Raw genomic sequence first — 25,835 nt, forward strand, 5'->3', positions numbered from 1 at the left:
GGCAACCCTCGTCGTCGGCGGGCCCGATCGGTGGACGGACCAATTCGACGTGGCCGAGCCCTTCTCAATCGCTGTGCATCGATGGTAAACATCTGAGAAATCGATTTCCGACACCGCCCGCCGGAAGGTCCCGCCCATGTTCCGTCGTGTTGCCGCGCTCGCTGTCAGCGCCTTGCTCGCTCTCTCCGTCGTGAACGCCTCGACGGCATCAGGTACGACGTACGCCGGGAACGACAACGGACCGGTCGGCTGGCAGGTGTACCGCAACCTGGACCGGCTGCCCGAGCTGCAGACCGGTGTCCGGACCAAACAGTTCTCCAGCTTCGGCCGGGACGGGACCAACAACGACGGGTTCGACGGCAAGTACTCCTGTCTGCGCACCACCTCGGCCGGCTGCGTGATCGCGGAGGACAGCGGCCCTGGTGAGGTCGCGTCGATCTGGTTCACCCGCGACGAGGGCAACGTCAGCAAGACCGGCACCATCACCGTCGAGCTCGACGGCAAGCAGGTGCTGCACGCATCGCTGCAGGATGTCGTCGACGGCAAGCTCGGCGCGCCGTTCACGTTCCCGCTGGTCGCGAACGGGATCGAGACCAGCGGTGGCGTCTACATCCGGGTGCCGATGCCGTACCGCTCCTCGATGCGGATCACCACCCAGACCAACCCGTTCTTCTACCACGTCGACTACCGCCAGTTCCCCGACGCCAACGGCATCAGCACGTTCGACCCGAGCGACAAGGCCGAGGACGTCGTCGCCCTGCTGAAGGCAGCCGGCACGAAGGACCCGAAGCCGGCCCAGCCGAACAGCAAGACCACCGCGACCCCGGTGAAGCTTGCCCCCGGCAAGCGAGTCACGTTGGCCGACAACCGCGGCCCGGGTGAGGTCGGCGCGCTCCGGCTGAAGCTGCCCGAGATCGAAGGGCTGGACCTGCAGTCGTTCGCGGACGACGGTCGTGCGTTCGTCGGCGGCAGCAAGTTCACGATGAAGATCGATCCCGCGAACACCGGTGTGAAGCTGATCCGACGGATGGACCTGCGGATCGGCAACCAGCGCGCCAAGGTGCTCGTCGACGGCGCGGAGGCGGGCGAGTGGGCGCCGCTGAAGGCTCAGGGCGCGCAGTGGGCGGACCAGATCGTCGACCTGCCGGCCGAACTTACTGCCGGTAAGTCCGAGATCACCATCACCAACCAGTTCATCTCGTCCGACCTCGACTTCAACGAGTTCACCTACTGGGCCGACTCGATCGTCGGCGGTACGGCGAAGCGCACGGACACCCTCGACGTCGGTCCGGACCACGTCGCGGAAGAGCAGGCGCACGGTTACGAGATCACCCAGCAGAACTGGAGCGGTTCGCACGCGATGGCGTACGCCGCCACCGAGGAGGACGCGGCCCGCGTGAAGCCGTCGGACTCGTTGCTGGCCGGCGTCCGTGTCCAGGTGACGATCGACGGCGAGAAGCGGGTCGACGCCCCGATCGGTGAGTTCTTCGGCTCGGGCCTCGGCGAGAACCCGGTCCGCTCGCTGTTCTTCGGGATGGACCCGGACGGCTGGTACTCGTCCTGGTGGCCGATGCCGTACGCCGCCCGCGCCACGGTCAGCCTGGTCAACACCTCGGCGTACCCGCTGAACGGTCAGGCCGAAGTTACTTCGAGTCAGGACGCGCGCAAGGCGGTCGACCTGGTGACCGGCAAGACCGGCTACTTCAGTACGATCTCGCAACGCGGCGAGACCACCCAGGGCAGCGACTGGAACTTCGCCGACGTCACCGGCCGCGGCAAGTTCGTCGGCGTCTCCCAGACCATGGAGGGACTACTTGCCGACGGCAACACTCGCGGCTACCTCGAGGGCGACGAGCGCGTATACGTCGACGGCGAGCGCACCCCGGCAATCCACGGCACCGGGACCGAGGACTACTACGAGTCGGGCTGGTACTTCAATGCCGGCACCTACTCGACCCCGTTCCACGGCAACTCCGCGCACGAAGTGCGGGCCGGCTTCTGCACCAACGAGTGCGACGGCGCCTGGCGACTGCACATCACCGACTCGATCGCCTTCCAGAACCAGCTCGACTTCGGCATCGAGCACGGCCAACAGGACGACCATCCGGCGATCTACGGCTCGACCGCATTCCTCTACACCGCGGCGAAGTTCGGCGCCCGCGAGACCGACCGCATCGACACCGGCTCTGCCGCCAGCCTCCAGCAGCACGGGTACGCCGACACCGGCGCGCAGACGTACGACGTGAGCTCGGTGTACGAAGGCGATCACGACGACACGACGCTGACCGGCCAGGTCCGCGCGACCACCCAGCCGATCCGCTTCAGCGTCAAGACCGACCCGGTCAACCGCGGCGTGACGCTGCGCCGGATGAGCGACCAGAACGTCGCCGGCCAGTCGGCCCAGGTGTTCGTCAACGGCAAGGACGCCGGCACCTGGTTGCAGCCGCTCGGCAACGATCACCAGCGCTGGCTGGACGACAACTTCCAGTTGCCCGCGGCACTCACCTTCGGCCGGACCAAGCTCGACATCGAGCTGAAGCCCGCCGCCGGACCGAGCTGGACCGCATCGTCGTACGTCGTCCAATCGCTGGTTCTCCCGTACGACGACAAGCGCGGCCCGGCGCAACCGACGGGACTCACGGCCAAGGGCCGGGCCGACAACGCGATCAGCCTGACCTGGTCGGACACGAGTGACGACAGTGGAATCGCGCACTACAACATCTACGGCGCGAAGGCGGGAGCTACCGAGAAGCTGATCGGCACCAGCCCACTGCCCGGGTTCGTGCACCGCAACCTCGGGCTGAACGAGACCTGGTCCTACCGTGTCGCCGCCGTCGACCTCGCCGGTCACGTGAGCGTCAAGTCCGCTGCCGCGCAGGGATCCACGGGCAACACGATGCGACTCGAGGCCGAGTCGATGCTGCCGCCGGTCTCGTCGACGGTCCCGGTCGACCCGCAGGGCAACTGCTGCGGCGTGAGCTGGTCGGGCGGATCGCAGGCCTGGATCCACGCCACCAAGGCCGGCGACAAGGTCGTGCTGGGCTTCAGCGTCCCGTCGACCGGCTCCTACAACCTCTCGACTGTGCTGACCAAGGCGGGTGACTACGGCATCACCGACCTACAGATCGACACAGCAGCGGCCGTCAACTTCGACGGCTACTCCGCCTCCGGAGTCAGCACGCAGCAGCTCGACCTCGGCAGCGCGCAACTTACTGCCGGTAACCACCAACTCGTCATCACCCTGACCGGCAAGAACCCGGCCTCCACCGGCTTCCTCGTCGGCGTCGACCTGCTCGACCTGGAGCTCAACTCATGATCCGCAAACTCCTCGCCGCACTGGTCGGCCTCACCGTCCTCGCCGTACCGCTGCAGTCCGCCGCGTCACCCTCATCCGGGCACGTGCGGATCACGCCGTACGTCAAGATCGACAAGGTCGTCGCGGCCGGCCAATTCGCCAAGGTCTACGACCCGAGCGTGGGCGAGACCGAGCCGTGGTACTACAACGACCACACCCTGGTGCAGGACCGCGCGACCGGCACCTGGCACGTGTACGCGATCACGCACGCGGAGCCGGCCAACCCGCTCGACGAGAAGAGCTTCGGCCACGCAACCGCGCCAACCCCCAACGGTCCATGGACGAAGCAACCGCCGGCACTGATCGCCGACCCGGCCGCAGGGGAGAGCCACATCTGGGCGCCATACGTCATGTACGACGCCGGCACCTACTACATGTTCTACGCCGCCGGTACGCCGGACCACACGGCGTACCGGATGCATCTGGCGACGTCGACCGATCTCATGACCTGGACCCGCGATGCGGCCAACCCGCTGTTCACGGATGGCTTCGACGGTCGTGATCCGATGGTCCGCAAGGTCGGCGACCAATGGGTGATGTACTACACCGCCAACTCGACGCCGGCCGGCGGCAACCATATCGTTGCCTACCGCACCAGTACGGACCTGAAGCACTGGAGCGACCGCCAGACAGCGTTCCAGCATCCGTCGACCGGGACCTTCGGTGGCCCGACCGAGTCGCCGTTCGTCGTCCAGCGCGGAGCGGATTGGTACCTGTTCGTCTGCTGTGACGGTGGCTACGAGTCGACAAAGGTCTACAAGAGCAACGATCCGCTGCACTTCACGACCGAGCAGCTCGCCGGGACCATCCCCGCGCACGCGGCCGAGGTCGTGCAGGACGGCCAGAACTGGTACGTCACCGGAGCAGGCTGGGGGAAGGGCGGCCTGTTCATCGCGCCGCTCGACTTCGCCAAACTGCAGGTGACGAAGGGCCGCGTGGTGACCACCAACCACTACAGGGCGACCATCGAGACCAGCCCTCGATCAGCACTCACGAGTCTCGACGTCGACCCAACCGGCCGCCGCAACTACCGCCCTGCGCTGGACTCGACCGGACGCTCTACAGCGCCGTACCTGGCAGTCGGGAACTTCGGCGCCACCGACATCAGCGGCCCGGCAACGAAGGTAGACGCGGGCCGCGAGTCATTGACCCTACGCGGCATCTCCTTCGGCGATGAGCCGGTCGCCGCGGACTGGACGTTCGACTTCGGCCCGACCACGTTCGACACGCGCCTCGCGTGGACCGTGAAGGCACCAACGAACGCATCCGTCTGGGAGGTCGCGCTGAACGTCGACTCCGCGTTGCCCGATCAAGGCGACCCCGGCGGATTCGGCCGCGACGGCGACGTCGCCGGACTGCCGCGATGGTCGATGGCGACAGCCGCCGGCCTCAGCGTGGTGACGGCGTACCGGCCGGGCTCGGCCTGGTCCGAGGACAACCACTGGTACGACCCGTCGAACGGCGCGGTCGCCTGGCAGCCGCTGTGGCAACCAGGCGGACGCGCGCTCCCACCGGGCAAGTACGACGGCGGTCGCTGGCGGCTCGGTTTCTCCGGCACCGAGCGGGATGTTGCCTTCGCGGATTCCCTGGCCGCTAGTGTCGGTACGTGACCACGCTCAGCCTGGATCCCCGAAGTACTGCTCTCGTCCTGATCGACCTGATGCCGCGCATCGTCGCACTCGACACGGCGCCGCTGGCCGGACCGATGGTGCTCGAGCGATGCGTGGCGCTGGCGAAGGCGACGCGGTCGGTCGGTGGGCTGGTGGTCAACGTCCGAGTCGAGCGACCGGGGCTGGACGCACAGCCGGAAGGGAGTGGGCTCGCACCGGAACTCGACCCGCAGCCGGGTGACCTCGAGATCGTGAAGCGGACGATCGGAGCCTTCGGCCGGACGAGTCTGGACGACGAACTGCAGTCGCGCGGGATCGAGACCGTGGCGCTGGCCGGGATCGCGACCAACTTCGGCGTCGAGTCCACCGGCCGGGCCGCGGACGATCTCGGCTACAACACCGTCTACCTCACCGACGCGATGACCGGCCTGGACCAGCAAGCCCACGACTTCGCGGTGTCCTATGTCTTCCCGCGCTTGGGCACGGTCTGCACCGGGACGGAGTACGTCGCCGCACTCAGCCCGGCCTAATGCCCCAAGCTAGGACCGACCGCCCGGATCGAGATAGTGCAGCCGGCGCCAGATCGCCTCGGACACCTCGGGGAGCAGGTCGTTCGCCTGCTGGTTGAGCTGCCAGTGCGTATTCGCGGCGCGGTCGACGGCCACGGCGCATTCGGCCAGCCAGCGTTCAGCGCTCTGCTCGGCGGCTCGCGGCAGCGCGCCGTACATCGCGGCGAGGCCCAGGATCACGCTGTCGCCGAGGACCCGGTTGGTCAGATCGTGGCCGGTCATGGCGTGGTACTGCGCGATGAACGGCGCGAGCACGGCCAGTGCCCGCGTGCGCGGATGACGGGACAGCCAGAACTGCCGCACCCGGTCCAGCAAGTGGTTCACCGCGAGACCTCCTCACCGCGACGCTACCCGCTCCGGTGCCCCTACGCGAACAGCCCTGCGTTCTCGCGAACCCAGTCCTGCAACGTGCGCGGCGCCCGACCGGTCACCGTCTGGACCGTGTCGTTGACTGTCGTCTCATCGATCGTCCCGTCTCCGAAGAACCCTTCGATCGCCTCGGCGTACGGCGCGGGCATCGATGCCTGCAGTTCGTCATGCGTCTCCGCCCGGCTCATCGGGTACGCCGTCAACCCGCGCCCAATCGCCTCGGCAAGAACCGCGACCTGCTGCGGAGGCGTGAGCGCGACGGGACCGGTGAGGCGCAGGATCGCCCCGACCTGGTCGTCGGCAGTGAACGCACGGACGGCCACATCTCCGATGTCTCGCGGATGGATCGTCGCGATCGGTACGTCGGGGAACTGAACCCGCACCACGTCACCTGCGCGGATTTGATCAAGCCAGCGGAGCGTGTTGGACATGAACGAGTTCGGCCGCAGGAACGTCCACTCCAGCCCGGACGCCTTCACCGCCTCCTCGGCCGCCTGGTGATACCCGGCGATCGCGTTCGACGTATCGCTGCCGGCCAGCGAACTGCTCGACAGCAGCACGACCTTCCGCACTCCCGCCCGGACCGCGTTCGCGAGCAATTCCTCGACCCGGTCGTAACCACTGAGCAGGAAGATCCCCGTCACCCCGTCAAGTACGAACGAGTCCGGCTTGTTCAGATCGCCGTACACGGGCTCGATCCCGCTCGGCAGAGGAGTGTCCGACCGGATCAGCGCCCAGCCCGCGATCCCCTTGCTCGCCAGCGACTGCACCACCGCGCCGCCCGCGTTCCCGCTCGCGCCGGTCACCAGGACTGTCATGCACACCACCCCTTCGGCTCGAGGCGACAGCCTGTCACATGAACCGGATCACCAGCTGATCCGTACAGGAGGGCAAGGAAAGGGGACCAGGATGAGCGGCATCGATCTCGCCTACAGCACCGGGCTGACTGAGAACAGCCTGTATCGGTACGACGACTGGCTGCTCCGGGCGGCCGCCATCCGGGACGGTGATCGCGTCCTCGACATCGGCTGCGGAACCGGCGGTACGACGCGCGCCGCCGCCTGGCTCGCGGGTTCCGGCGCGGCCGTTGGCGTGGACCTTTCGGAGCAGGCGCTGGCGGAGGCGACCCGTCGTGCGGAGGAGACTGGCGCCGTCACCGCGACGTTCGTGCCGGCCGACGCACAAGTGCATGCCTTCGAGCCCGAAACCTTCGACGTCCTCCTCAGCCGTACCGGCTGCACGGACTTCGCCGACCCGATCGCGGCCTTCACCAATCTCGCGCGAGCGCTGCGCCCTGGTGGGCGCGTCGCGCTACTGGTCTGGCAAGCGCCGAGCCGGAACCCGTGGTACGCCGAACTCACCACCGGCCCTACGCCGCGGCTCGACGTACCCGGTCCGTTCGCCTTCGCCGACCCCGCGCGGGTAGCGCACATCCTCACCACCGCGGGCTTCCAGACCCCCGAATGCGAGCCCATGCAAGAACTCATCCAGCTCGGTCGCGGCGTCGACTACCCGTCGGCGGCCTGGCTGGTCACCACCCGCAAGCCCGCATAGCCTCGACCGCGGCTTGGAGTTCGGTGCGCGGGTCGTCCGCGTGGTAGATGCGTTCGTCCGGCTCGATGTTCTCGAGGAACCGCTGGTACATGACCGCCCCGACCAGGCGCCCGAGCACCGTCATCGGCTGTAGTGCCCGGAACGGTTCGCTGTTCGGGATCCGGCGCTTCCAGGCCGCGGACCAGACCTCGACCGCGTGATCACCCTTTGCCTGCGGCATCCATCCGCGGAGCCGCTGGATGTCGGTGGCCGGATGGCCGACGAAACTGTCCGCCCAGTCGACGATCGCCCGGTTGGTGCCGTCCGAACGCCAGTTGCCCGGATGGAAGTCGCCGTGCACCAGCGTGATCGGCAGACCTGACGCGTCCAGTTCGGACAGGATGCCGGGCAGCTTCGTCAGCAGCTCCTCCACCGCGAGTACGTCGTCACCGGGCAGCGCGACGATGGTCAGCAGCCGGGACACTTCATCCGCCAGGTGCTCCGGTCGCAGCACCGGCGCGTCCAGCTCGTCCACCTCCGCCGCAAGCTCGGCTTGTACGGCGACCCACCGGCTGACCACGTCCTCGATCGTCGGCGGATCCGGCTCCCAGCAGTCGGCTCCGGGCGCGTGGGCGAGCAGGGACCAGCGGTTGCCGGCCGACGTACCGAGGACGGTGGGTGCGAGCCGACCGTCGTACCGGTGGATGTGATCAATGATATCGGCGTCGATGCTGCCGAACCGGCTCGTCGCCTTCGCCCAGGCGCCCGGGAAGCGGATCAGGCAGGACAGGTTCCAGGTCTTGACCTGGACCGGATCGAGTGGGCCGATGATGCCTCGCGCCCACTCGATCAGCCAGCCCGGTCCGTCCACCTCCGCCCACGTTGCCCGGAGTGGTTCGGCCGCGACGATCGCGTCCCAACCGTCGTACGGCGTCTCGTCCACTACGCCGGCCCGCGGCTCGCCCAGCGCCTGTACGTGATAGACGACCCGACCACCACGACCGACCACAGCCTCGTCCGCGTGAACGAGTCGCAGCACTATAGTCCGCACGCCGAGCAACTGGTCGAGCTGCCGAGTCACGCCCTCGACTTCTGACCACCACGCCGGCTCGACCTCGAACGCCGGCACCCGTCCCACGTAGCGGTGCCCGACGCTGACCACTGCCTCGACCGTCTTCGTCTCCACGTGATCAGTGTCGTCTGACTCGGTGCCAAGTACGTGCGCCGGACTTGATCACAACGCCGTCGCCCAGGTCGACGGCCTCCGCCGGGTCATCCACGCGGGTGCCGTCGATGGTGACGGCGCCCTGGCGGATCAGCCGCCGGAGCTCGGAGTTGCTGTCGCCGGGCCGGATCGCGCGCAGGAGATCGAGCGCGGTCCTCACAGTACTGTCGACGACGATCTCCGGCATCTCCTCGGGCTGATTGCGGTCAGAGAACGTACGCCGGAACGCCTCCAGCTCGGCCTTCGCCGTACCCGCACCGTGGTAGCGCGTCACCACGGCAGCGGCCACGCGGAGCTTGGCATCGCGGGCCTGCGGACCACCGTGCGCGGCCGCGGAGCCCAGCGCGGCGACCGTGTCCGTGGGGAGTTCGGTGTAGACGCGGGCGTACGGCTCGACCAAGTCGTCCGGGATGCTCATCAACTTGCCGAACTTCTCCCGCCGCGGGTCCGTCAGCCCGACGTAGTTGTTCAGCGACTTCGACTGCTTCGCCCGTCCGTCGAGGCCCGGCGTGATCGTGGTCGTGATCACCACCTGCGGCGGCGCGCCCAGGCGCTGCTGGAAGTGCCGGCCGAGCTGCTCGTTGAACAACTGGTCCGAGCCGACGATGGTCAGATCACTCTGCACCGCGAAGCTGTCGTAGCCCTGCAGCACCGGGTACACCAGCTCGTGCACCGCGATCTCCCGCCCGGCCGCGACCCGCTCCCGGAACATGTCCCGCGCCATCAGTTGTGCATGCGTGACCTGCGCGAACAGACCGAGCAGCTCCGCGACCTGCATCCCGTCGTACCACTCGGAGTTCCGCCGTACTTCAAACACCGCGGGATCCGTCCGCAGTACCAGCGACACCTGCTCGAGGAACGACGTCGCGTTCGCGTCGATCTCTTCCGGCGTCAGCACCGGCCTGGTCTCGGACCGGCCGGTCGGGTCGCCGACGCGAGTGGTCAGGTCGCCGAGCAGGAATACGACCAGGTGGCCGAGGTCCTGCAGTTGCCGCATCATCCACAGGTTGACCGCGTGGCCGAGATGCAGATCCGGCGCGGTGCAGTCGACGCCGTACTTGATCCGCAACGGCCGCCCGGTCGCCAGCCGTTCGCGCAGGTCGGCCTCGCCGACGATGGAGTCGGTGGTACGACGTAATCGGTCGATCACCGTGGTCGGGTCGTTCATCGGGTCCTCTCGACAGGTCAGGAGGCACCGACAGCGCCTCCGGCAACGGAAAGAGGCAGGAACCCGGTCGGTTCCTGCCTCGGAGGCTCTGGGTGGAGCGAGTTGTGGGGACTACCGGATGCCGGCCCCTCCCAGAGCCGGTCGATATGCCACGCGTCGCTTGATCACGGCGTCAGGGTAGCACCGGCGCATTGGGCCCGCAGCCGGGTATCCGCCTACCCTCGGGGTGTGACGGAGGAGCGAGTGGTGCTGCTGGACGACGCCGGACGGGCGATCGGGACCGAGGCCAAGGCAACGGTCCACCACTCCGCGACCCCGCTGCACCTGGCGTTCTCGAGCTACGTCGTCGACGACGCCGGTCGGGTGTTACTGACCCAGCGCGCGCTGACCAAGCCGACCTGGCCCGGGGTCTGGACCAACAGTTGCTGTGGGCATCCACTTCCCGGTGAGCCGGTCCCGGATGCGGTACGGCGGCGGCTCGCCGACGAACTGGGGATCGTCGCGAATGGCGTCGAGCTGGTGCTGCCGGAGTTCCGCTATCGCGCCGAGATGCCGACCGGCGTGGTGGAGAACGAGATATGCCCGGTCTACCGGGTCCGGTGGTCCGGGGAACCCACGCCAGATCCGGCAGAGGTCGCGTCGTACCGCTGGGTCGAATGGTCGGAGATGCGCGACTTTCGCGGCCTGTCGCCGTGGTGCCTGCTGCAGCTGGACGAGCTCAGCGGGGCGCCAGGGGAGTGGACCGTCGGGGATCCTGCCCGCCTGCCACCTGCTGCGCGGTCATGAGCTGAGGTCGCGGTCGAGCAAGTCCGCGTGCAGGGCCACCGCGGTCGTGCTCGCGTGCCCGGCAGCGCCGATCGCGAACAGGGCAGGGACTGCCGTCGTACCCACCGCGTAGACACCAGGGACATTGGTCAGTCCAGAGCTGTCGACGGCGACCGCGCCATCCACCACGTCGCAGCCCAGCTTGGTCGCAAGATCGCTCTGCTGGTGCTGCCGGACGACCACGAACACGGCCCGCGGTAGCAACGTGTCACCACCCTTCAGCAGCACGCGTACGTCGTTCTCCGCCGGCTGAACGGCCTCGACCTGCTCGGTGCGAGTCGTCACGCCGGCCCTGTCGAGCTTGGTCAGGTGATCGGCGCCGAGTTCGTCGCCATCGGTGCACAGGACGACGTCGTTGCTCCACTTGCTGAGCAGCAGCGCCCGGGCAACCGAGCGATCCGGCAGACCGCGCATCCCGAGCTGCACGAGCGGCTCGTCACGCACCTCCCAGCCATGGCAGTGCGGACACGCAACAACTGATCGACCCCACGAGTCCCACACACCCGGCACGTCCGGAAGCTCGTCCCGCAGCCCGGTCGCCAGTACGACGGATCGCACTCGCTGGCCCTCGACGACGAAACTGTCGCCGTCTGCTGTCACGTCCTCGACCCGGGTGTCGCGCACCTCGACGTCGTACTCCAGCAGCTGCCGGCGCCCGAGCGCCAGCAACTCGCCGGGTGCGGTGTCCTCGACTCCGAGGAAGTTGTGGACATGCTCAGCCGCCCGGTTCCGTGCCTTCCCGTCGTCGAACAGCACCACTCGGCGCCGGGCCCGTCCCAGGGTCAGGGCCGCCTGCAGGCCTGCCACACTTCCACCGATCACTGCTGCGTCGATCACAGCGCCATCTTGCCGCTGCATCCACAATTCGAGAAGAACTTACTCGTATATTGAGACGATGAAATCGAGTGCGCACGGAGTCCGGGTAGGGCAAGGTTGGCAGCATGGGTGACATCGTGATCCGGCCGGTCGAGTCGGAGCGGGACTACGAGGACTGGCGTGCGGTGCGACTCGCGGTGCAGCCGTACGAGCGCTGCCCGAGTGTGGCCGAGCTGCAGAAGCTGGCGAACCCCGGACGGCTCCTGGTGCTGGCCGTGATGGACGGTGCGGTCGTCGGCAGCGGGACGTCGGATCACTCCAGCGAGGCGGGTCGTGCGGCCATCAAACCGCGGGTCCGGCCCGAGGCGCGACGGCAAGGTGCAGGCACCGAGTTGCTGCGTGCGCTGACCGAGCATGCCGTTGCCGAGGGGTACCAAGCCGCGGGCTGCTCGGTCGACGACGAGGAGTCACGCGCGTTCGCCGACCACTTCGGTTTCACCGAGACGAACCGCCAGGTCGAGCAACTCCGCAAGATCGGCGCCGAGCCGTGGCCGGAGCAGCCGACGGCGTACCGGATCGTGACCGTGGCCGAGCGGCCCGAGCTCTGGGCGAAGGCGTACGAGCAGGTGGCGGTGCCGACCCTTCCCGACCTGGATGTGCCGGCACCGATGGACGTCTCGGCCGAGGAGTGGGAGACCGAGTGGATCAACAACCCGGAGGCGATGTTCCTGGCCGTTGTCGGTGACGACGTGATCGGTGTCGCCGGGTTGATGCTCGACACGGACCAACCGGAGCGGGCCGAGGTCGCCTACACCGCCGTCCATCCGGACTGGCGCGGCAAGAGCGTCGCCTCGACCTTGAAGCGAACGAGCATGGCCTGGGCGGCCGAGCACGGGATCACCGAGATCTACACCTGGACCCAGCGCGGCAACGAGAACATGCGCCGGCTGAACGAGCACCTCGGGTTCACCTACGGCATCGTGAGCGTCGATGTCCGGGCGAAGCTACCGCTGCAGTTCGCGGAGTAGTTCCGGGCCGGGCCAGGGGTGATGGTTGGTCTCGGCCTTGTGGATCAGCTCGATCAGCTTGGCGTTGACCGGAGCCTTGCGGCCGAGGGCTTCGGCCAGGCGGACGACCTCGCCGTTCAGGTAGTCGATCTCGGTCGGACGGCCGGCTTTGAGGTCTTCCCACATCGAGGTCCGGGCGAGCGGGTCGATCGCGAGGACCGAGCCGGCCAAGCGCCGGAACAGGAAGTCGGGCAGGCGGAGGACGGCCGGGAAGCGGCGCATCGGCACTGCCAGGATCCGAGCCGGTTCGATGCCGTGCGCGGCGAGGAGCGCGAGTGACTCGGCCTGGGCCGCGGCGAGGCAGCGACGGTACGCCCGCTGGGACAGCTCGTCGCGCAACGGGAGGTCCGAGAGCGCGTTGATCGGGTTGTTGAGGTTGAGGAGGAGCTTCGACCACTGCACCGGCAGGATGTCGTCGTGCTGCTTCAGCGGCAGGCCGGCCCGGGCGAAGTCCTCGACGTACGGCGCGAGACCTGGATGCTTCTGGACATCGAGCGCGCCCGCGGTGCCCTGGTGGAAGACTCCTCACCACGGTTCAGGACGTTGAACGGAACCATCCCGGGCACCACGACTTGGTCCGCCAACTGCTCCCGCAGGACGTCACCGTTGCGGATGCCGTTCTGGAAGCTGACCACGATCGCACCCGGTTTGAGCACACCGGCCAACTCGGCGGCTGCAGCCTCGGTCGCCGCCGACTTGACGGTCAGCAGGACCAGATCCGCCGCCCCGGCCGCCTCAGGCGAGGTCTCGTAGCGAACCTCGGCAACCCGGAGATCCGCACCGAGGTAGTCGGTCAGTCGCAGCCCATGGGCCGCGAGCTCGCCCGCCATCCGCTCCCGCCCGACGAACGCCACGTCGGCCCCACCCGCGAGCAGCCGTCCACCCACGTAGCAGCCGATCCCGCCGGCGCCGTACACCACGATCGACACGGCACCACCGTACCGAAGGACAGGAGGTAGTCAGCATCGACCGGCGCGGCTCCGCTTGGCCCACCCCTGAGAGGCCAACCAACCGGCCACTACCTCCTGTCCTCCGGTACATCTAGTGGAGTCGAACCCGCGGATCCAGGAAGGCGTACGCGATGTCGACCAGGATGTTCGCGACCACCACCGCGGCGGAGGCGAACAGGACGATCCCGATGATGACGGGGAGATCCTGCTGGTTGATCGCCGTCACCGCGGTCTGCCCGAGGCCGGGCAGGCTGAACACGGTCTCGATGACGACGACACCGCCGATCAGCTGACCGAGGTCGATGCCGAACTGCGTGACCACCGGAGTCAGCGCGCTGCGCAGACCGTGCCGGACGATCACCCGGCCCTCCCGGATGCCCTTCGACCGGGCGGTCCGGATGTAGTCCTCGCCGAGGACGTCGAGCATCGAGCCGCGGGTCAACCGGGTGTAGGTGGCCGCCAGCAACAAAGCGAGAGCCACCCACGGCAACAGCAGGTGCTGGAACCAGGCGCCCGCCCCGGCGGTCAGTGGGGAGTACCCACCCGCCGGGAACCAGTGGAACCCGGCCAGCGTGAGCCGGAAGTACAGGAAGTACAGCAGCAGCAACCCGAGCAGGAACGACGGGAACGAGTAGAAGAACAACGAGAACAGCGTCAGCCCGCGATCGGCCAGCGACCGCGGATGCACCGCGGAGACGACCCCGTTGAAGACGCCCAGCACCAACCACAGTACGGCGGCTCCGAGCGCCAGCGACACCGTGATCGGCAACGCCGTCCCGATGATCGTTGTCACCGGCACCTGGTGGTAGTAGTCGTACCCGAGGTTGCCGTGCAGCGCGTTCTCGACGAAGTGCAGGTACTGCTTCCACACCGGCAGGTCCAGCCCGAGCCGGTGCTTGATCAGCTCAACGGTCTCCGGCGTCGCCTGCCGGCCGGCCAGCGTCTGGGCGACGTTGCTCGGGGCAACGAAGAACAGGGCGAACACGGCCACCGTGATGAGCCACAGGACCAGGAGTCCGTGCCCCAGCCGGCGGATCAGGAAGAGAGCCATCACTAGGTCCGATCTGCGCGGGGGTCGAAGGCGTCGCGGACCCCGTCACCGAACAGGTTGAACGCGAGCGTCGTGATCAGCAGGGCCAGGCCCGGGAAGAGGATGAACCACCACGCGGTCGTGTAGTAGTTCTGCGAGGCGCTGATCATCCCGCCCCAGTCGGCCGTTGGCGGCGGCAGTCCGAGCCCGAGGAACGACAACGTCGCCTGGGTCACGATCACCACCGGGATCAGCAGTGTGGTGTAGACGATCACCGGCGCCAGCACGTTCGGCAGCACGTCGACGAACATGATCCGCCTGTCACCGGCCCCCAACGACCGGGCTGCCTCGACGAACTCGCGTTCGCGCAACGACAACACCTGCCCACGCACGATCCTGGCCACCGACGCCCAACTGAAGAACCCGATCACCAGCACGGTCACCGTCAGGCTCGGCCCGGTGACGGACACCAGCGCGATCGCCACCAGCAGGAACGGCACCGACAGTACGACGTCGATCAGCCGCGCGAGCACCGTGTCGACGACCCCGCCGAGGAACCCGGCCGCGAGCCCGAGTACGACGCCGATCGCCACGGTGATCGCGGTCGCGATCACTCCGACGAGCAGCGAGACACGAGCGCCGTACGCGATCCGGACCAGGATGTCCCGGCCGAGGTCGTCCGTGCCGAGCCAGAACGTCCCGTTCGGCCCGCGCGGCAACCCGTCCGGGGTCAGGCCGATGTCGCGGTACTGCTCGTTCGGCGGATGACCGGTGATCGCCGCGAAGACCGGCGCGAAGATCGCCATCAGCACGATCAGCACGATCACGGCCAGCGAGATCATCGCCACCTTGTCCTTGCGCAGCCGCCGCAACGCCAGCACGAACGGACTGCGGCCCTCGATCGCCTTGGGCTCGTCGACAACGTCGACCATTTCGATGGCTGCGGTCATGATGCCTTCAGGTCCGGTACGGCGGTCGACATGTCCTCGCCGATCGTCAGCGGATGGAAGCAGGCGGTCCGGTGGTCGTGCTGGTCGTCGAGGACGGGGATCAGCAGCGGCTCCCCGGCGGCACAGTCGGCTCGCGCCTTCGGGCACCGCGTGTGGAACCTGCACCCCTCCGGCGGGTTCGTCGCGGCGGGGATGTCGCCACCGAGGATGATCTGCTCACGGCTGTCGGCCGTGTCCGGATCAGCCACCGGCAACGCGGACAGCAATGCCCGCGTGTACGGGTGACGCGTCTGCCCGAACAACTCGTGCGTGGGCGCCAGTTCGACGATCTTGCCCAGGTACATCACCGCGATCCGGTCGCTCACGTGCCGGACCACGGACAGGTCGTGCGAGATGAACACATAGGTCAGGTCGAACTCCTTCTGCAGATCGGCCAGCAGGTTGATGATCTGCGCCTGGATCGACACGTCCAGCGCGGACACCGGCTCGTCGCAGATCACCAGCTTCGGCCGCAGCGCCAGCGCCCGTGCGACCCCGATTCGTTGCCGTTGGCCACCGGAGAACTCGGCCGGGAACCGGTTGTAGTGCTCGGGGTTCAGCCCGACCAGCTCCATCAGCTCCTGCACCTTCTTCTTCCGTTCCGCCCCGGACGCGATGCCGTGGATGGCGAACGGGTCGCCGATGATCGAGCCGACCCGGCGGCGCGGGTTCAGCGAGCCGTACGGGTCCTGGAAGATCACCTGGACCTCGCGGCGTACCGGCCGCATCGCCCGCCGTGACAGCGTGCTGATCTCCTGCCCGTCGAACCAGACCGAGCCAGACGTCACGTCGTACAGATGGGCCATGCAGCGGGCCAGCGTCGACTTGCCGCAGCCGGTCTCGCCGACCAGCCCGAGCGTCTCGCCCTTGTGCACCTCGAGAGAGACTCCGTCGACCGCATGGACCACCTCCTTCGAATGGGTCGGGAACTCCTTATGGACGTCATCGACCTTCAGCAGTACGTTGCTCATCCACGTCCTCGCTTCGCTCCGGGCGCGGATGAGGCTCCGAGCATGCTGTGCTTTCTGATGAATTCGCTTCGCTCATTCATGACGCGATCGCCTCGTTCACGGTGTGGGGCAGCCAGCAGGCCGACTGGTGCCGCGGGTCGCCACCGACGTTGGTCAGCGGCGGCGGCTCGGTGCGGCACTTGTCGAACACGTGCGGGCAGCGGGCGGCGAACGGACATCCCGCGGGCAGACTGATCAGGCTCGGCGGACTGCCGGCGATCGGGGTCAACCGGTCGCCGCTGCGGGCCGGCAGGGATGCCAGCAGGCCTTGGGTGTACGGATGGTGGTTGCGGTAGAAGATGTCGCGACGCGGTGCCCGTTCCATCACCGCGCCTGCGTACATGACGACCACCTCGTCGGCCATCTCCGCCACCACGCCGAGGTCGTGGGTGATCAGGATGATCGCCGTACCGAACTGCTCCTGCAGGCGGCGCATCACGTTCAGCACCTGGGCCTGCACGGTCACGTCGAGCGCGGTCGTCGGCTCGTCCGCGATCAGCAGCGCCGGGTCGAGCGCCATCGCCATCGCGATCATCACCCGTTGCCGCATCCCGCCGGAGAACTGGTGCGGGTAGTCGTCGATCCGCTCCGACGCCCGCGGGATGCCGACCAGGGTGAGCAGTTCGGCGGCCCGTTGCCGGGCCGCCTGCTTGCTGATCACGGTGTCGTGCGCCCGGATCATCTCGACGATCTGCCAGCCGATCCGGTAGTGCGGGTGCAGGCTGGACAGCGGGTCCTGGAAGATCATCCCGATCTGCGCCCCGCGCAACCTGCGCAGGGTCGACTGGTCCGCGCTGATGAGATCCGTCCCGTCGAAGAACGCCGTACCGGACACCTCGGCTCCGCGGGTCAGACCGGTGATGGTCTGGGTGGCGACGCTCTTGCCCGACCCGGACTCGCCGACCACCGCCAGCGTCTGTCCGGCCTCGACGTCGAACGACAGGCCCCGGACGGCGCGGACGGTGCCGTCCGGGGTGTCGAAGGAGACCCGAAGATCCCTTACTTCAAGCAGGGCCATGAGGTTCAGCCGCCCTGCTTGGCCTTGTCGATCCACACGTTCGTCGGGTCGTAGTTCTGCATCGACGGGACGTAGACGGCGTTGTGGACCTGCGCGGCGTGGTAGTTCGCCTGCTTGTTGTTGGTGAGCGGGTAGAACGCGGCCTGGTCCATCACCCGGGCGTCGGCCTTGGCCCACAGCTCGGCGGCCGCGTCCGTCGTCGGCGCCGCGATCGCCTGCTGGATCAGGTCGTTGGTCTCCGGGTCGTTGTAGAGGCCGAAGTTGCTGCCCACGGGCGGGAACGACGGCTCACCGGAGAACAACGGGTTGAAGAACGACAGCGCCGCGTTGCCGTACCAGTCGGCGCCCCAGCCGGCCAGCGACAGGTCCCACACACCGCGCTGAGCGACCGTCGGCACCTGCAGGTACTTCACGTAGAAGTCCGCGTTCGGCGACGGTACGCCGGTGACGGTGATGCCGGCCTTGGACAGGTCCTGCTGGATCGTCTGGAAGCCCTTGCTGCTGCCCTCGGTCGCATTGCGGTAGAGGAACTTCAGCGTCAGGTGCGGGAACCCGGCCTCGGTGAGCAGTTGCTTGGCCTTCTCCGGGTCGTACGGATACGGGTCGATCTGCTTCGAGCCGGTGATGACGTCAGGCAGTACGTGCGTGAGCGGCGGGTTCAGCGTCTTGCCGCCGAGCACCTGCAGGACGTGGTCGCGGTTGATCGCGTAGCTGATCGCCTGCCGGACCTTCGGGTTCGCCAGCGCCTTGTTGTTGTTCGGCGAGGCGGTGTTGTAGACGACGTACGGGTTCGAGCTGGCGGTGTCGCCGATGGTCAGGTTCGGGTCCTTCTTGGCCTGCAGCGCGGGCAGTTGCGAAGGTGGTGGTGCGACATCGAACTCCATGTCGGCGGTCGGCGTACCGGTCTGCAACTGCTGCTGGATCGAGTCCTGCGTGACGGTCTCGTTCACCACGATCTTGTCGACGTACGCCTTGCGGACCGGGTCGGTGGCCGCGTCCCAGGCCGGGTTGCGCGAGTAGTTGATCGACTTGGTCGGAACCCACGAGTCGACCTTGTACGGACCGTCGGACGGGAAGTGGTTGCCGAGTTCGGTGCTGGCCGGGAGGTACTTCAGCGACTCCACCGGGGCCGGCGAGAAGGCCGGCAGCGTCAGCATGTCGACGAAGTACGTCGCCGGCTGCGTCAGGTGGAAGACGACGGTGGTGTCGTCCTTGGCGACCACACCGGGCAGCGCCGTCTTGTCGATGTAGTCCTGGATCCCGGCGACCGTCTTCGGCGCCTTGGCGAAGCCGGCCGCGAACGCCTGGTACCCGTCGATCAGGTTGGCGAAGTCCGGGATGCCGCCGAACGGCTGCACCGGGTTCGCGGTCCGCTTGACGCCCCGGACCACATCGGCGGCAGTCACCTGGCGAGCCGGGGAGGTACCCCATTTCGCGCCAGGCCGGATCTTGATCGTGTACGTCTTGCCGTCCGCGCTCAACCCGCCGTTCGCGGTCGTCGGGATGTCGGTGGCGAGATCCGCGACCGGTGAGGTGTTCTTGCCACCGGGTTCGGCCGGGTACGTGAACAGCTGCCGGCTCCACATCCGCAGATTCAGGTAGCCGACCGAGTAGTAGCTGATGTTCGGATCCATGTAGTCGACGTCGCCGGCCCCCAGCATGTTCAGGGTTCCGCCCTTCACGGGAGTGGCGGTGTCACCTCCGGATCCGGTCGGTGTCGTGCCACCGTTGCTGCATGCGGCGAGCGCGACGAGCGCCGCCACGGCGGCAAGGGATGTTGCCGCCAGCCGTCTTCTGGCCATTTTCTGGTCCTCCTCCGGGACTCGATAGCGCCGAAATTAGAACCGTTCCGCGCGCCGTCCGGCCCGGGTCACCGAAGCGTCAAGAGGTTGTCACCTTCGGCCCGGCGCGAAGATGACGGATTCATGACAGCCGTAACCGGCGGTCGCTCCGGTGGTGCGGGACACTGGGTGCGTGCCACACAGTCTGTTGCTGGTCGACGACGAGCCGCGCATCCGCCGGGTGCTGCGGCTCGCCCTGGAGGACGAGGGGTACCAGGTCGCCGAGGCGGCCAACGGGTACGACGCTCTGGCCGCGCTGCGCCGGGAACCACCGGACGTGGTGCTGCTGGATCTGATGCTGCCGGACCGGGACGGATTCACGGTCTGCCGCGAGATCCGCCGGGCCAGCGACGTGCCGGTCATCATGGTGACCGCGCGTACCGACAGCCACGACGTGGTCGCAGGGCTGGAGGCCGGTGCCGACGACTACGTGACGAAACCACTCGTTGCCAAGGAGTTGTCGGCTCGGATCCGCGCACTGCTGCGCCGGGTCGAGCCGGCGAACGCGCGGCAGCCCGACGTACTCGTGGTCGGCGACCTCACGATCGACGTGCCCGGGGCCGAGGTGACGCGCGGCGATTCCGTGCTGCCGCTGACCCGGACCGAGTTCAAGCTGCTGGCCGAGCTGGCCGGGGCCGAGGGCAAGGTGCTGAGCCGTGAGCAACTGCTGTCCAAGGTCTGGGGCTACGGGTACTTCGGTGACAGCCGGATCGTCGACGTACACGTCCGCCGGCTGCGGCTGAAGATCGAGCACGACCCGGCCAGTCCGAAGCATCTCGTCACCGCCCGCGGCCTGGGCTATCGACTGGTGAGCTGACGTTGCGGCGACGGCGGCAATGGCGACCGGGGCGACTGAGGCGGCTTCGGGGCAGGACAGGTCTCAAGCCCGGCCTGCGCGGGCGCGTGATGGTGGCCTACGGCCTGCTCGCGCTCGGGCTTTCGTCCGTGCTGGCGCTGGTCACGTGGGGCGTCGTCTCCGACTACCTCACCGAGCAGCGCGAGTCCTCGGCGATGGTCGAGACCGCCGACAACGCGGCCGCGTTCCACTATGGGCTGTTCGGCGCGCCACAGCCGTGCCGGCCGGTGCGTGAGCAGGCCGAGTGCGGCAGTCTGACGCCGGACCCGGAGGTCAGCGTGACGGATCTGCTGACCAGCCTGCCGTCCACGGATGCCGCTGCCTCGATGGTCTACTACGACGACACCTGGTACTCCCTGACCGGGAAGCCGTCGGATCTGCCGGTCGACCTGGTCACCGAGGTCCGGAACGGTACGGCGGCCGATCGCCGGCTCACCGTGGGCGGGCAGCACGTGCTGGCGGTCGGCGTACCGATGAAGCAGCCGGGTACGGCGTTCTTCGAGTGGCACCCGCTGGCGAGTCTCGACGGGACGCTGCGGACGTTGAAGATCACGCTCGTCGCCGCGGCGATCGTGACCGCCATGATCGGCCTGGCTGTCGGGCGGCTGGCGAGCACGCTGGCGCTGCGGCCGCTCGCGGCGCTGACCAAGGTGGCGGATGCGGTGGCACGCGGTCGGTTGGATGCGCGGCTGGAGGCGGAGAACGACCGCGACCTGGGTGGGCTGGCGCGATCGTTCAACCAGACCGCGGCGGATCTGGAACGGCGGGTTGCGGCGGACGCGCGGTTCGCGGGTGACGTGAGCCATGAGTTGCGTACGCCGTTGATGACGATGCTCAACTCGATGCAGTTGATCCAGAACCATCGGGCCGAACTGCCCGCGGCGGTGCGGGAGCCGGTCGAGTTGCTCGGTGACGATCTGGATCGGTTCCGGCGGCTGGTGATCGATCTGCTGGAGATCTCGCGGGACGACGGTGGTGATCAGGGCAGCCGGGAGATCGTGCGGATCGCTGACCTGGTGCGGGCTGCGGCCGATGGGACCGCTGGGCGTGAGGTGACGACGGTTGCGCCGGAGGCCGAGGGGTTGACGCTGCAGGCGGACAAGCGGCGGCTCGAGCGGGTGATCGCGAACCTGGTCGAGAACGCCGAGGACCACGCCGGCGGCTGCAAGGGTGTCGGCGTCGAGGCCGGTGGACTCGGCGTGATCATCACCGTCGACGACGCCGGTCCCGGGATCGCGCCCGAGGATCGTGAACGCATCTTCCAGCGCTTCGGCCGCGGCGAGACCAGCGGCCGGGGTCGCGGTGTAGGCCTGGGCCTGGCCATCGTCGCCCGCCACGTCCAATGGCACCAAGGCACCATCCAGGTCACCACCCGCCCTTCCGGCGGCGCCCGCTTCGTAGTAGAACTCCCCGCCAAAATCACCTGAGCAGTAATTCAAGTGACGTGACCTTGAGGTACTAGGTAACTTGGATTTATGGCTACTTGCCTCTGTGTCTAGCTGCGGGACCCGCTTCCGTACCTGAAGTGCGTCCCTTGGCTATCACGGAGAGTAACCACCATGATCACCGTCAACGGTGTAGACATTCGCGTCGGCGCCCATCTGCTGCTGTCCGACCTGTCCTTCCACGTCAGCCCCGGCGACCGCGTCGGGCTCGTCGGCCGTAACGGCGCCGGCAAGACCACCCTGCTGAAGACGCTGGCCGGCGAGGACCGCCCGGCCACCGGCTCCATCAGTGTGTCCGGCTCCATCGGCTACCTGCCGCAGGACCCGCGCGCCGCCGACCCCGCCGTCACGGTCACGGACCGGATCCTTTCCGCCCGCGGCCTGGACGTCGCCGTCCGCAAACTGCGCGAGGCCGAAGCCGCGATGAGCACCGCGACCGGCGACGCGCAGGAGCGCGCGATGGCGGCGTACGCGCGGGCCGAGGCACAGTTCCAGGCCGGCGGCGGGTACGCGGCCGAGGCAGAGGCGGCCCGGCTGGCGGCCGGCGTCGGCCTGCCGAACCGCGCCCTCGAGCAGCCGGTCGGCGAGCTGTCCGGCGGTCAGCGCCGTCGCGTCGAGCTGGCCCGGATCCTGTTCGCGCAGCACGACACGCTGCTGCTCGACGAGCCGACCAACCACCTCGACGCGGACTCGGTGCTGTGGCTGCGTTCGTTCCTGCTGTCGTACCCCGGCGGCCTGATCGTGATCAGCCACGACCGCGAGTTGCTCAAGGCAACGGTCAACCGGGTCTTCCACCTGGATCCGCTGCGGGTCACGATCGACATCCACAACACCGGCTGGACGAAGTACCTCGAACAGCTGGAGACCGACGAGCGCCGCCGGACCCGGGAGCGCAACACGGCCGAACGCAAGGCCGCGGTCCTGCACACCCAGGCGCAGAAGATGCAGGCGAGCGCGACCAAGGCCGTTGCCGCGCGCAACATGGCGCGTCGGGCGGACAAGTTGCTCTCCGACCTCGAGCCGGTACGCCGGGCCGCGCGAGTAGCCCGCATCCGGCTGCCCGCTCCGGCCCCGTCCGGCAAGACACCGCTGACCGCCGTCGGCCTCAAGAAAGCGTACGGCGGACTTCAGGTGCTGAACGGCGTCGACCTCGCGATCGACCGGGGCAGTCGGGTCGTCGTCCTCGGGCTGAACGGCGCGGGCAAGACCACCCTGCTCCGGCTGCTCGCGGCCCGCGAGGAGCCGGACGCAGGTCGCGTCGTACCCGGTCACGGGCTGCGCATCGGGTACTTCGCCCAGGAGCACGACACCCTGGACCTGGCCGGCACCGTCCGGCAGAACCTGGCGTCGGTCGCGCCCGGTCTGACTGACGGCGAGGTCCGGAACGTACTCGGTTCGTTCCTGTTCAGCGGTGACGACGCGGACAAGCCGGCCCACGTGCTGTCCGGCGGGGAGAAGACCCGCCTGGCGCTCGCCGGGCTGGTCCACTCCGGCGCCAACGTGCTGCTGCTGGACGAGCCGACCAACAACCTGGACCCGGCCTCCCGGGACGAGGTGCTGGGCGCGGTCGGCAGCTACCCGGGCGCGATCGTCATGGTCACCCACGACGAGGGTGCCATCGAGGCCCTGCAGCCGGACCGGGTGCTGCTCCTGCCGGACGCCAGCGAAGATCTCTGGTCCGACGAGTATCTGGAACTGGTCTCGCTGGCGTGAGCCGGACCCGGACCTCAACCCACGGGTTGAGTCCGGGTTCCACCCGGGTGCGAACCGCGGGCTGACGTTCCGAACGCCGGATCCGAGGAGTGTTGTCACCAGCAACGAACAACCTCCTCGGAAAGGAACTGAGAGATGTCGGCCGGAGTAGTGGTGGGGATCTTGGTAGGGCTGTGGGTGCTGTTCCGGGTCGTCGGCCGGCAGATCACCGGGTCGCTGGTCACGCAGCGGTCGCTGATGCTGATGCCGGCGATCCTGCTGATCATCGGCTTGCTGCCGCTGCCGGCGGCGCTCGGTACGGCGTCGACCGGCGAGATCGCCTTCCTGGTGCTGGACTGCGCCGTACTGGTCGGGCTCGGACTGTCCCGGGGTGCGAGTCTGCACCTCACCCAGCGCGAGGACGGGCTGTACCAGAAGGGGACGGGCGCCACGCTCGCCCTCTGGATCGTGACGCTCGGGATCCGGGTCGGCGCCGCGTTCACCGCGCCGGTGCTCTGGCCGCACGGCACGCTGAACCACGCGACGCTCGCGCTGACCATCGGACTCACCATCGCCGCGCAGAACGCGATGATCTACCGTCGGGCGCTGAGCATGCACATCCCGCTCGCGGCCGAACGGGCATGATGACGGTATGACGTCGACGCTCAGGAGCCGGGTGCGGGCCGCCACCGCGCCCGGTCTCCTGATCCGTGCGATTCCCGGCGTCCTGACGATCGGCACGCTGGTCTTCGCGGGCGGGGACCCGCACCGGCTGCCGTACCCGGTGATCTACGTCCTCGCCCTACTCGTTGTCATCAGCAACTTCTCGCTGTTCGGTCTCCGGTACGGCGAGCCGCTGGGCAACGCCACCTACGGACTCCTGGTGTTCGCGGTCGCCGGATCGCTGCTGTGGTTCGCGTTGCCGCAGAGTCCACTGATCCTGCTGCCGTTCTGGGTGTCCAGAGCGGCGGTTCGCTATCACCGGGCCGGGCCGCGCGAGATCGCGGTGGTCGTCATCGGCGTGGTGGGCGCCTCGGTGCCGCTGTACATCACGACCGGTTCGGTGGCCGGGGCGGTCGGGCCCGCGTTCGGCCTGGTGGCCCTGGTGCTGGCCTCGATCAACCGCCGGAACCGGGAGTCCCAGATCGAGGACCTGGAGGTCTCGCTGGCCCGGAAGCAGGCCGCGATCGAGGAGCACGGGCGTGCCGCGGCCCTGGCCGAACGAGCCCGGATCGCCCGCGACGTGCACGACGTACTGGCGCATTCGCTGGCCGGGCTGTCGTTGAGTCTGCAAGGGGCGCGGCTGATGCTGATCCGGGATGGTGCGTCGCCCGAGTCGATCGAGCAGGTGACGCGGGCACAGGGGCTGGCGGTCGAAGGTCTGGCCGAGGCGAGGCGTGCGGTGGCCGCGTTGCGGGAGGACGCGGTTCCCGACGTACGGGCGTTCGGCGATCTGGTCACGTCGTACCGGCTGGAGAGTGGGGCAGCGGCGGACTTCGAGGTGGAGGGGGAGGCTCGGGAGTTGCCGGCAGACGCGATGAGCACGCTGTACCGGACGCTGCAGGAGGCGCTGGCGAACACCCGCAAGCACGCGCCGGGCGCGCCGGTCGACGTACGGCTCCGGTACGCCGATGATGTCAGGCTGACCGTCGAGGACAGGCCGGGGAAGCGTCCGGCGCCGCCGACGCCCGGCGGCTATGGTCTGCTCGGGATGAAGGAACGGGCCGACCTGGTCGGTGGATCGGTCGAGGCCGGTCCGACGTCCGAGGGCTGGCGGGTAGAACTGAGGATTCCGGTATGAGTGCAGTGCGCGTGGTGGTCGCCGACGATCAGACTGTGGTCCGCGACGGCCTGGTCACGTTGCTCAAGCTGCTGCCCGGGATCGACGTGGTCGCGGCCGCGTCCGACGGCGAGGAAGCCGTGCGGTTGGTTGCCGAGCACAACCCTGACGTCCTGCTCGTGGACCTGCGGATGCCGAAGTGCGACGGGGTGGAGGCGACTCGGCGGGTCCGCGTGGACCACCCCGGCACCGAGGTCGTCGTACTCACGACCTACAGCGACGACGACTCGGTGCTGTCCGCGTTGCGAGCCGGTGCGCGCGGGTTCCTGACCAAGGACGCCGACGCCGAGTCGATCGGCCGGGCCCTGCAGGCGGCCGCGGCCGGGCAGTCCATCCTCGACGCCGAGGTCCAGCGCCGCCTGATCGAAGGCGCCGCCACCCCGAAGCCTGCCGACCTCGCCGGCTCGGGCCTCACGCCCCGCGAGATCGAGGTGCTGCGCCTGATCGCCGACGGACTGTCGAACACGGAGATCGCCCGGCACCTGGTCGTCAGCGAAGCCACGGTCAAGACCCACATCAACCACCTCTTCGCCAAGGCCAACCTCCGCGACCGCGCCCAAGCCGTCGCCTACGCGTACCGCCTGGGGCTGGCGTAAAAGCTCCGAGGTTCACGGATGCGAACTCTGT

The 25,835-nt window shown here is 68.4% G+C and carries 24 protein-coding genes; 12 read left to right on the forward strand and 12 right to left on the reverse strand.

The window, feature by feature from the left end:
- Positions 1–136 precede the first annotated feature (136 nt).
- Genes E0H73_RS29310 through E0H73_RS29320 form a run of 3 tightly spaced genes read left to right on the forward strand, consistent with a single transcriptional unit; the run spans position 137 to position 5,495 of the window.
- Entirely contained in the window at positions 137–3,316 is a 3,180-nt protein-coding gene (locus E0H73_RS29310) for a DUF2961 domain-containing protein (protein WP_131361833.1), read from the forward strand.
- Entirely contained in the window at positions 3,313–4,965 is a 1,653-nt protein-coding gene (locus E0H73_RS29315; protein ID WP_131361834.1) for a glycoside hydrolase family protein, read from the forward strand. The genes E0H73_RS29310 and E0H73_RS29315 overlap by 4 nt, the downstream gene beginning before the upstream one ends.
- Entirely contained in the window at positions 4,962–5,495 is a 534-nt protein-coding gene (locus E0H73_RS29320; RefSeq protein ID WP_238164356.1) for an isochorismatase family protein, read from the forward strand. Before E0H73_RS29315 ends, E0H73_RS29320 begins: the two co-directional genes overlap by 4 nt.
- Positions 5,496–5,504: 9 nt before the next feature.
- Here the strand turns inward: E0H73_RS29320 and E0H73_RS29325 are convergent, their stop codons facing one another.
- Positions 5,505–5,858, reverse strand: coding sequence for a hypothetical protein (locus E0H73_RS29325; protein ID WP_131361835.1), 354 nt, complete (start codon positions 5,856–5,858; stop codon positions 5,505–5,507).
- Positions 5,859–5,899: 41 nt separating this feature from the next.
- Entirely contained in the window at positions 5,900–6,721 is an 822-nt protein-coding gene (locus tag E0H73_RS29330; RefSeq protein ID WP_131361836.1) for an NAD(P)H-binding protein, read from the reverse strand.
- A gap of 91 nt (positions 6,722–6,812) precedes the next feature.
- On the opposite strand from E0H73_RS29330, the gene E0H73_RS29335 reads away from it, so the two are divergent.
- Positions 6,813–7,457, forward strand: a complete 645-nt coding sequence (locus E0H73_RS29335) for a class I SAM-dependent methyltransferase (RefSeq protein WP_131361837.1) — start codon at positions 6,813–6,815, stop codon at positions 7,455–7,457.
- On the opposite strand, the gene E0H73_RS29340 is transcribed toward E0H73_RS29335, so the two are convergent.
- Complete coding sequence (locus E0H73_RS29340; protein ID WP_131361838.1) at positions 7,435–8,622, reverse strand: aminoglycoside phosphotransferase family protein; 1,188 nt, start codon at positions 8,620–8,622, stop codon at positions 7,435–7,437. The two genes, E0H73_RS29335 and E0H73_RS29340, sit on opposite strands and share 23 nt — an antisense overlap.
- Before the next feature lie 4 nt (positions 8,623–8,626).
- Positions 8,627–9,829, reverse strand: a complete 1,203-nt coding sequence (gene tyrS / locus E0H73_RS29345; RefSeq protein WP_131361839.1) for a tyrosine--tRNA ligase — start codon at positions 9,827–9,829, stop codon at positions 8,627–8,629.
- 228 nt (positions 9,830–10,057) lie between these two features.
- Between tyrS and idi the strand changes: the two genes are divergently transcribed.
- The gene (gene idi / locus E0H73_RS29350) at positions 10,058–10,615 is read left to right on the forward strand and encodes an isopentenyl-diphosphate Delta-isomerase (RefSeq protein WP_131361840.1); all 558 of its coding nucleotides are present in this window, start codon (positions 10,058–10,060) and stop codon (positions 10,613–10,615) included.
- On the opposite strand, the gene E0H73_RS29355 is transcribed toward idi, so the two are convergent.
- Positions 10,610–11,491 (reverse strand): NAD(P)/FAD-dependent oxidoreductase, encoded by an 882-nt coding sequence (locus E0H73_RS29355; protein WP_165555871.1) that lies wholly within the window; start codon positions 11,489–11,491, stop codon positions 10,610–10,612. The genes idi and E0H73_RS29355 overlap by 6 nt on opposite strands.
- 104 nt (positions 11,492–11,595) lie before the next feature.
- Between E0H73_RS29355 and E0H73_RS29360 the strand changes: the two genes are divergently transcribed.
- Entirely contained in the window at positions 11,596–12,498 is a 903-nt protein-coding gene (locus E0H73_RS29360; protein WP_131361842.1) for a GNAT family N-acetyltransferase, read from the forward strand.
- Here E0H73_RS29360 and E0H73_RS47415 read toward each other — a convergent pair.
- From E0H73_RS47415 to E0H73_RS29390, 7 genes are all read right to left on the reverse strand, one after another.
- Positions 12,475–12,939, reverse strand: coding sequence for a ketopantoate reductase C-terminal domain-containing protein (locus E0H73_RS47415; RefSeq protein ID WP_238164357.1), 465 nt, complete (start codon positions 12,937–12,939; stop codon positions 12,475–12,477). The two genes, E0H73_RS29360 and E0H73_RS47415, sit on opposite strands and share 24 nt — an antisense overlap.
- Before the next feature lie 23 nt (positions 12,940–12,962).
- On the reverse strand, positions 12,963–13,466 hold the full coding sequence (locus E0H73_RS47420) for a 2-dehydropantoate 2-reductase N-terminal domain-containing protein (RefSeq protein ID WP_238164358.1): 504 nt from the start codon (positions 13,464–13,466) through the stop codon (positions 12,963–12,965).
- Between the two features lie 112 nt (positions 13,467–13,578).
- Entirely contained in the window at positions 13,579–14,538 is a 960-nt protein-coding gene (locus E0H73_RS29370; protein ID WP_131361843.1) for an ABC transporter permease, read from the reverse strand.
- A gap of 2 nt (positions 14,539–14,540) precedes the next feature.
- A complete protein-coding gene (locus E0H73_RS29375; protein ID WP_131361844.1) occupies positions 14,541–15,467 on the reverse strand; it encodes an ABC transporter permease in 927 nt (308 codons plus the stop codon).
- Complete coding sequence (locus tag E0H73_RS29380; protein ID WP_131361845.1) at positions 15,464–16,477, reverse strand: ABC transporter ATP-binding protein; 1,014 nt, start codon at positions 16,475–16,477, stop codon at positions 15,464–15,466. The genes E0H73_RS29375 and E0H73_RS29380 overlap by 4 nt, the downstream gene beginning before the upstream one ends.
- A 76-nt stretch (positions 16,478–16,553) precedes the next feature.
- Positions 16,554–17,534, reverse strand: a complete 981-nt coding sequence (locus E0H73_RS29385; RefSeq protein ID WP_131361846.1) for an ABC transporter ATP-binding protein — start codon at positions 17,532–17,534, stop codon at positions 16,554–16,556.
- A 5-nt stretch (positions 17,535–17,539) separates the two neighbouring features.
- On the reverse strand, positions 17,540–19,336 hold the full coding sequence (locus E0H73_RS29390; RefSeq protein ID WP_131361847.1) for an ABC transporter substrate-binding protein: 1,797 nt from the start codon (positions 19,334–19,336) through the stop codon (positions 17,540–17,542).
- A gap of 172 nt (positions 19,337–19,508) precedes the next feature.
- Here E0H73_RS29390 and E0H73_RS29395 point away from each other — a divergent pair, with 172 nt between their 5' ends.
- The 6 genes from E0H73_RS29395 to E0H73_RS29420 all read left to right on the forward strand — a co-directional run bounded on the left by E0H73_RS29395 (position 19,509) and on the right by E0H73_RS29420 (position 25,804).
- Positions 19,509–20,192 carry a response regulator transcription factor gene (locus E0H73_RS29395; RefSeq protein WP_131361848.1) on the forward strand — a complete coding sequence of 228 codons (684 nt, stop codon included), beginning with the start codon at positions 19,509–19,511 and terminating at the stop codon, positions 20,190–20,192.
- A gap of 89 nt (positions 20,193–20,281) precedes the next feature.
- Positions 20,282–21,658, forward strand: a complete 1,377-nt coding sequence (locus E0H73_RS29400) for a sensor histidine kinase (RefSeq protein WP_131361849.1) — start codon at positions 20,282–20,284, stop codon at positions 21,656–21,658.
- A 132-nt stretch (positions 21,659–21,790) separates the two neighbouring features.
- Complete coding sequence (locus E0H73_RS29405) at positions 21,791–23,389, forward strand: ABC-F family ATP-binding cassette domain-containing protein (protein WP_131361850.1); 1,599 nt, start codon at positions 21,791–21,793, stop codon at positions 23,387–23,389.
- A 153-nt stretch (positions 23,390–23,542) separates the two neighbouring features.
- Positions 23,543–24,013 (forward strand): hypothetical protein, encoded by a 471-nt coding sequence (locus E0H73_RS29410; RefSeq protein ID WP_131361851.1) that lies wholly within the window; start codon positions 23,543–23,545, stop codon positions 24,011–24,013.
- Positions 24,014–24,020: 7 nt separating this feature from the next.
- On the forward strand, positions 24,021–25,169 hold the full coding sequence (locus E0H73_RS29415; protein ID WP_131361852.1) for a sensor histidine kinase: 1,149 nt from the start codon (positions 24,021–24,023) through the stop codon (positions 25,167–25,169).
- Positions 25,166–25,804 carry a response regulator gene (locus E0H73_RS29420; RefSeq protein WP_131361853.1) on the forward strand — a complete coding sequence of 213 codons (639 nt, stop codon included), beginning with the start codon at positions 25,166–25,168 and terminating at the stop codon, positions 25,802–25,804. Before E0H73_RS29415 ends, E0H73_RS29420 begins: the two co-directional genes overlap by 4 nt.
- Positions 25,805–25,835: the final 31 nt, after the last annotated feature.

The organism is Kribbella pittospori (assembly GCF_004331465.1).
GTDB classification, from domain to species: domain Bacteria; phylum Actinomycetota; class Actinomycetes; order Propionibacteriales; family Kribbellaceae; genus Kribbella; species Kribbella pittospori.

Bases quoted from the DNA above. Each gene is read 5' to 3' on its own strand.
- E0H73_RS29310 (WP_131361833.1), top strand. From the start codon at position 137: ATGTTCCGTCGTGTTGCCGCGCTCGCTGTCAGCGCCTTGCTCGCTCTC.
- E0H73_RS29315 (WP_131361834.1), top strand. From the start codon at position 3,313: ATGATCCGCAAACTCCTCGCCGCACTGGTCGGCCTCACCGTCCTCGCC.
- E0H73_RS29330 (WP_131361836.1), bottom strand. From the start codon at position 6,721: ATGACAGTCCTGGTGACCGGCGCGAGCGGGAACGCGGGCGGCGCGGTG.
- E0H73_RS29335 (WP_131361837.1), top strand. From the start codon at position 6,813: ATGAGCGGCATCGATCTCGCCTACAGCACCGGGCTGACTGAGAACAGC.
- tyrS (WP_131361839.1), bottom strand. From the start codon at position 9,829: ATGAACGACCCGACCACGGTGATCGACCGATTACGTCGTACCACCGAC.
- E0H73_RS29360 (WP_131361842.1), top strand. From the start codon at position 11,596: ATGGGTGACATCGTGATCCGGCCGGTCGAGTCGGAGCGGGACTACGAG.
- E0H73_RS29370 (WP_131361843.1), bottom strand. From the start codon at position 14,538: ATGGCTCTCTTCCTGATCCGCCGGCTGGGGCACGGACTCCTGGTCCTG.
- E0H73_RS29375 (WP_131361844.1), bottom strand. From the start codon at position 15,467: ATGACCGCAGCCATCGAAATGGTCGACGTTGTCGACGAGCCCAAGGCG.
- E0H73_RS29380 (WP_131361845.1), bottom strand. From the start codon at position 16,477: ATGAGCAACGTACTGCTGAAGGTCGATGACGTCCATAAGGAGTTCCCG.
- E0H73_RS29385 (WP_131361846.1), bottom strand. From the start codon at position 17,534: ATGGCCCTGCTTGAAGTAAGGGATCTTCGGGTCTCCTTCGACACCCCG.
- E0H73_RS29390 (WP_131361847.1), bottom strand. From the start codon at position 19,336: ATGGCCAGAAGACGGCTGGCGGCAACATCCCTTGCCGCCGTGGCGGCG.
- E0H73_RS29400 (WP_131361849.1), top strand. From the start codon at position 20,282: ATGGTGGCCTACGGCCTGCTCGCGCTCGGGCTTTCGTCCGTGCTGGCG.
- E0H73_RS29405 (WP_131361850.1), top strand. From the start codon at position 21,791: ATGATCACCGTCAACGGTGTAGACATTCGCGTCGGCGCCCATCTGCTG.
- E0H73_RS29415 (WP_131361852.1), top strand. From the start codon at position 24,021: ATGACGTCGACGCTCAGGAGCCGGGTGCGGGCCGCCACCGCGCCCGGT.
- E0H73_RS29420 (WP_131361853.1), top strand. From the start codon at position 25,166: ATGAGTGCAGTGCGCGTGGTGGTCGCCGACGATCAGACTGTGGTCCGC.